Annotated in this window: 5 protein-coding genes; 3 read left to right on the top strand and 2 right to left on the bottom strand. The window is 40.5% G+C overall.

What is annotated here, in order from left to right; all coding sequences use genetic code 11:
• Position 1: 1 nt before the first annotated feature.
• Positions 2 to 412, bottom strand: coding sequence for a hypothetical protein (locus AC5GD6_RS05945; protein WP_491846457.1), 411 nt, complete (start codon positions 410 to 412; stop codon positions 2 to 4).
• 304 nt (positions 413 to 716) lie between these two features.
• Positions 717 to 2012 (bottom strand): hypothetical protein, encoded by a 1296-nt coding sequence (locus AC5GD6_RS05940; RefSeq protein WP_491846456.1) that lies wholly within the window; start codon positions 2010 to 2012, stop codon positions 717 to 719.
• Between the two features lie 160 nt (positions 2013 to 2172).
• Between AC5GD6_RS05940 and AC5GD6_RS05935 the strand changes: the two genes are divergently transcribed.
• From AC5GD6_RS05935 to AC5GD6_RS05925, 3 genes are all read left to right on the top strand, one after another.
• A complete protein-coding gene (locus AC5GD6_RS05935) occupies positions 2173 to 2469 on the top strand; it encodes a DUF4417 domain-containing protein (protein ID WP_491846455.1) in 297 nt (98 codons plus the stop codon).
• A gap of 358 nt (positions 2470 to 2827) precedes the next feature.
• Entirely contained in the window at positions 2828 to 4090 is a 1263-nt protein-coding gene (locus AC5GD6_RS05930; protein ID WP_491846454.1) for an ATP-binding protein, read from the top strand.
• A 254-nt stretch (positions 4091 to 4344) separates the two neighbouring features.
• Positions 4345 to 5025 (top strand): tetratricopeptide repeat protein, encoded by a 681-nt coding sequence (locus tag AC5GD6_RS05925; RefSeq protein WP_491846453.1) that lies wholly within the window; start codon positions 4345 to 4347, stop codon positions 5023 to 5025.
• Positions 5026 to 5398 lie beyond the last annotated feature (373 nt).

The following is a 5398-nucleotide window of genomic DNA, read 5'->3' as shown; positions in this document are numbered from 1 at the left end:
TTTAAGCTTTGCGCTTTTGTTTTCTTCTTCGTAAAAACTCTTTAACAATGATTGGAATTATAGTTGGAATACATTCAGTGGTTAAGAAATACGTAATGTATAAGTAAATCCAGCTACTACCCAATTGTTGAGGAGACTCTTGTAATATCAATAAATCAATGGCTGGTGCGATGAGCGCGATAGCGATGGTTTTACAGACTCCTAAGTTTTCGAGTGTTTTTGGATTAACAACGATTGAATAAAGAACAAGGTTTGTTAAACCAAGTGCGTGGAGTATAACGATGAATAAAACAGGTGAGTCATAAACAATTTCTGGATCGATTGATATAAGCCATTTAAGAATCAAACTTAAAAGAGGGAGCAATAATGAAAAAAGGAATAATCGTATAGCTTGATACATAGATTTCTTCATTACAACCTCCTTACCATGTACTCGCGTAACTCATACGTTTTAGCTCACGGAAGATATCTAGAGCATACCAAAATGTATCTAGAGCATAACAAAAATCCGCGTTAAGTGGAATGGTTATTTACAGGTTAAACAGGTCTGCGTGGCTACAATTTTGGTTAAAAAGCCGCTATAAGCAACCTCACAATAAGCAGGTAAAAAGTAAGATGGCTCTCCCATTGCGAGAAAGCCATCTTATATAAGTTACAGCCCTATACTGTGCGTGTTTTCTTTACTCTGCCCTCGAAAACACACATCGGCTTAGAACTTATTCGCTATTCAGCGATTCCTCCCAAGCGGGATTTATGGCAATATCACTAATGTCTACATTATTTTTGCGATATTCAGCTAAGCTACTTACATCAAATAGATGTTCGTATGTGCCGGTCTTAAATACATAACGAGAGAACTCAAGAGGATCATCTGTGTCCTTCCCGCTAATAAGGCAATATACTGCGGACGGCGTTATTTTAAACTTAGCATACTCTTTTCCGTCAGGGAGATCTTCAAACTCATAAAGCTGTTTGGCGGCTCCTGTTGTCATGTCAATTGAATACACCTTACCACCCGTGAGATAATAGCAGCTGGTTCCCTGTAAAACGCCTCTGGCTCTGCAAACTCCTAAATTAGAACCAACAAAATTGCCTTTTTCATCTACTACATCAATAATACGATACGCGTGATCTTTGAGGTTCCACTCTTCTAACACACCATGTCCTGCACGATGATCCTTGCCGTCACCTGGCTCACCATCGGGATAATCAAGTTTAAAACTTAAAAGATAGATGCAGTCACCTAAGCGCTGATAACATGTATGTGCATGCACAACGCCCCTACGGTAAGGAATACTTTCAAGCACCTGCGGGTTTTGAGGATGATTTGCTGGATACGCCTGAACTAAAACGTCGAAGTTTTCTATCTGTGCAAGTTCTTCATCTGATACACCTGAATGCTTTTGATAGACCTCTTTGGCTTGATCAAAAAGATTGGGCGCGTGTATAGTTTGCGTTATGGCATAAAGCGTATCATCACACGCTCCCATGCTCATATATCCGCCACGGACATCAATGCTTTCGGTTTTTTCTGAATCCCCTAAAAGGACAGGTTGCATATAGCCATCGGGAGATCCTCCCACTCCATAAAATGACATAAACCCTTGCACGTTATTACGTGGATAACGAGCATATTCTATTGACGGCTTGATGTCGCGAGAAAGAACTTTTGTACCTTCTTCATTGGTAAAGAATTCCTGATCAGGGCCACCATAAAAGACACCAGCATGTGTCCAGACGAGTTTTGCAGAATCCATCTTGCCACATTGAAATGCGTGGATATTACCAGAAGGATCGGCAAGCACCGTATATCCAGTTTTTGGAATGAGGCTTGTATCACCAGCAATATAAACGCTAGTTAGGCGTATGGCAAGCGCTTGGTCTTTTGTAGTAAAATCTCGAGCGCTTATAGTGGGAGCTGGCTTAAAGAAATAGTAGAGGGCAAACAATGCGCTGCAAACCACCGCACAGGCAATCACTGCTAAAAGTCGACGTTTCATAGCGCGGCTCATAATTGAACCTCCCTTCGTCAAACATGATCGAAATCTTGCCTTATGTGGTTATATTGCTAATATTTTATACTATTTTCTTAAATCTATTGACAATAATTTAATTATTGCTTTTCAATTTTTTACCGCACGCTCCAATGTAAGCAAGCACCAGCTCTAATATTTGATTTGCACGACACGTTGGGGTGATGAGAGAACTTATACCGATGAACTTTTTGGTGAAAAAGTAGCTTTTCAAGGTGTTGATAAGCACAGCATTGTTTCGATTGGAACCTACGGACAAATAAAAACAGCTGAATCTAAACGATATTTTCGAGAAGGCTTACAGGCAATGTTAGACGAGCTAGAGCCGCGCGTTGTGCTTGTATATGGTGCAATGCCAGATAGCATATTTCATGGTTTAAATGCAAAAACTAAATTTGTACGCTATCAAGATTGGATAAAACTCATGAAACAATAATGCATTTAGCCAAGTGCGTCAGAATAACACCAAAGCTTTTTAGGAAAGACAGAATAACCTCATCGAGATAAGGCTCACCGTGTTTCTCTGTGTGACGTAGCTCGCTACCCGCGTCTAGCGCTTACTCAATGGAATGAGTCTAACCGAAAAGCTGTATTAAACCTTTGGGCTTTAGTTTTACTTTAAGACACCAATTCTTTTTTCATAATAAAGTAGCCATTAGGTGCAAATTATATCTTTTTGGTCATTAGAATCCTTGAAAAGCCACAATTAATCGTTCATAATAAAGTAGCCATTAGGTGCAAATTCGCATTGATATGTCATTAACGAAATATTCCATATGATGGAAGGCACAAATATGTTCGGAAAAGAAATAAAGAGAGACCACTATATTCAAAGACTTATTGCATCAAAGAATAACGGACTGATCAAGGTGATCTCTGGTATGCGTAGGTGCGGAAAAACTTATATTCTCATGAAACTCTTCTACGACTACCTGATTGAAAATGGTGTCAATGATGATCACATTCTGCGAGTAGCACTGGATGACAGAAGAAATAAAGAGTTGCGCAATCCAGATATGATGCTTGCTTTTATTGATTCACACGTGAAGGATAGCAAAATACATTATGTTTTCATTGACGAAATTCAGATGATGGATAACTTCATTGATGTTCTTAACAGCTTTCTACATATGGAAAATCTGGACGTATATGTCAGTGGCAGTAATTCGAAGTTCTTATCCTCGGATATTGTTACCGAGTTCAGAGGAAGAAGTGACCAAATTCAGATATATCCGCTTTCTTTTTCTGAATTTTTGTCTGTTTATGAAGGTGACAAAAGAGATGGATGGGAGGAATATTGGCGGTTCGGCGGCCTTCCTCAGGTGGTGCTGATGAAAAGCGAGGAGCAAAAACGTTCCTTCCTTCTATCAGTATTTGAAAACACATATAAGAGAGACATTTTAGAGCGACACAGTATACGGAAGCAGAGCGAATTCAGCGATGTCCTCAAAGTTATTGCCTCATCTATTGGGTCACTAACAAGCACCAGAAAACTTGCCCAGACCTTTAAGTCTGTATCACAAGTTTCTATTACAAGAGCAACGCTTGAAAAATATATTGCATTTCTAACTGATTCTTTTCTTATAGAACAAGTAGTTCGATATGACATAAAAGGGGAAAAATATATTGGCAGTCCCGTGAAATATTATTTTACGGATATCGGAGTAAGAAATGCCGTACTTGGTTTTCGACAGATGGAAGAAACTCATATCATGGAAAACATCATATTCAATGAACTGAAGCGACTTGCATATCAAGTTGATGTCGGTAGAGTTCAGGTGTCGGAAACAAACAAAAATGGTGATTATATTCGAAAACAGACGGAAGTAGATTTTGTCGTAAATAAAGCGGATCAACGATTTTATATTCAATCTGCCCTGTCACTTCCTACCAGAGAAAAGACTCTGCAGGAAGAAAAGTCCTTGATGAATATAGGCGATGCTTTCCAGAAAATCATTCTAGTCGGCGGGAGCGTAAAACCCTGGCATACAGAAGAGGGTGTTCTTATCGCAGGGTTACTGGATTTTCTTCTGGATCCAAATATTATATATCAGTAATTCATGTGTATGAGCCTTTGTAATCAAGTCTTGAACAGGCCATATTGAGCAAGATTTTGCTTTATCTGTTGAGTTCTCACCACAAGCATACGAAAAACAAGACATATGGAAAAATCCAAACAAAGCATTATCTGGAAATACACTAAGAGCGTATAATATACACAAAAGCACGTGCGTGCATATGCGTGTGTATGCGCGCACATTTGGTGTCGTGGTTGCCATGGGCAACTACGCTTAACAATGGAGGCAACATAATGGCTGCTCAAGACTGTGATTCTCAAAGTAAAGAACCCTGCGCTCTAACGTCTGCAGATTATGCTGCAATCATGAATGAAGACGACGGGTACATCAACCAAAAAGGTGCGCAGTTCTACACAATATCCAATTACGCTCATGCGGTGCAGTACTACCATATTGCCGCTGCTATGGGTAACTGTGACGCTATATCCAATTTAGGATATTGTTATCTTTACGGAAGAGATATGGAACAAAATACGTCGCTTGCTTTGGCGTACTTCCGCATAGCTGCTTCTCGCGGTCACATTGATGCCCTCTATAAATTGGGAGATATTTACTCAAGAGAGACCTGGGTTGCTAAAGACGCAGAGTTGTCCACGTACTATTATCTCAAGGCTGTAAATCTTATTGTTGATGAAAACTGGGACGCTAATCCGCAGGTTATTTTAGAATATACCGAGCTCCGAGACTATCCAAGCCTGTGCTTTGCGCTTGGAAGGGAGCTTTTGCCCAAGGGCGTGCTTTTGACGAGCGTTGAGGCAGCGTATCTTTTCCTTAAGCATGCCGAGCATGGATATCAAACGTTTATCACAAATGGTCAAACGATGTACGAAAAAAGCTATGCTCATGTAAAGGATCTCCTTGCCCAAGCGCAATTTGACGAGTTCCGTAAAAAATATAGCGAGCATCAGGAATAATTTGATTGTGGGAATGGCTTAGCGCACGCGCAGCTTGGCGCACGCGCAGCTTGGCGCACGCGCGGCTCGATGTCGTGCGCGGCTCGGTGTCGCGTACGCAGCTTGATTCTGCGCCATCTAGGCGCTGCAACGGCGCTTTTGGGCAAGCTTTTACAGAACATTTCGCTTAATATTCGAAAATATCCTTGTTTGACACGAGTTTTTGTGACGCTGCACCACAGAACCAAAAAACGTGTTTTACATTTTGCCAGGTAAGCGCGTTGGTACAGTTTTGAGAACCTCTCAAAAGCACCAAGAAGGGCAATTTTTGGTTTCAGAACTCGTGTCAAACGGGGTATTTTTCGAATTTTTCTCAAAAGTTTTTGTAAATAGG

The sequence above is a fragment of the Fannyhessea sp. genome (genome assembly GCF_986145555.1).
The sequence above is the reverse complement of the archived record's forward strand: the minus strand, read 5'-3'. Positions and strand labels throughout refer to the sequence as shown.

What these genes read in the sequence shown, in the direction of transcription:
- AC5GD6_RS05945 (WP_491846457.1), bottom strand. Translation starts at nt 412, where the DNA reads ATGAAGAAATCTATGTATCAAGCTATACGATTATTCCTTTTTTCATTA.
- AC5GD6_RS05940 (WP_491846456.1), bottom strand. Translation starts at nt 2,012, where the DNA reads ATGAGCCGCGCTATGAAACGTCGACTTTTAGCAGTGATTGCCTGTGCG.
- AC5GD6_RS05930 (WP_491846454.1), top strand. Translation starts at nt 2,828, where the DNA reads ATGTTCGGAAAAGAAATAAAGAGAGACCACTATATTCAAAGACTTATT.
- AC5GD6_RS05925 (WP_491846453.1), top strand. Translation starts at nt 4,345, where the DNA reads ATGGCTGCTCAAGACTGTGATTCTCAAAGTAAAGAACCCTGCGCTCTA.